Annotated in this window: 1 protein-coding gene; it reads left to right on the top strand. The window is 76.3% G+C overall.

Translation table 11 applies throughout. The features are described from left to right. A partial coding sequence (locus ETD85_RS64335; protein WP_170247526.1) for a hypothetical protein occupies window positions 1–608 on the top strand: 608 nt, incomplete at both ends.

Genomic DNA, 608 nt, shown 5'->3' with positions numbered 1-608 from the left:
GTGTATCGGAGATAGGGCCGGGGGCGGTCGGTCGGGCGCCGCTGGGCGGAGCGGGCTTCGGCGTCGCCGCGGCGAGGGCGCTGGCGGTGCGGGCGCTGACCGTGCGGACGGTGGCGGTGCGGACGCTGGGCCTGCTTGGAGCCACGGCTGTGAGAGCCGCCGCGGCCGAGAACTCGGTGCCACCCGGGGCCGGCGTGTGCGCTCTGGGCGGCGCGTCCGGCTCGGAGGCCATTGACGTGACGCTCACCGCCCCTGCCGGGGCGAAGAAGGTGGTGCTCGCGGCAGTGGCCAGGATGCAGGCTCCTTCGGGTGACGGCCCGACGATCATGACCAGGACCGCCGCCCTGCGGGTCACGGGGCAGACGACGACGTTCAGCGGCCCCGCCGTACGCGTGCAGCCCAGCGAAGCCGTCCGGCCGGGCGGAGACGGCCCCAGACGGGGGCAGCCCGCCAAGATCGAGGCGGTCGCGCGGCAGCCCGTGGACGTGCGGCGGGCCGGTGAAGCGCCGGACGGACACGCGGACATGACGGCGGATCGCCCCGGAGAAGCGCGCAAGGCGCAACAGGCCCGCAGGGCAGGAACGACAGGAGCGCGGGCGGTCGGGGCC

The organism is Nonomuraea zeae (assembly GCF_005889725.1).
GTDB lineage: Bacteria > Actinomycetota > Actinomycetes > Streptosporangiales > Streptosporangiaceae > Nonomuraea > Nonomuraea zeae.
This window is presented reverse-complemented; position numbering and strand designations above follow the sequence as displayed.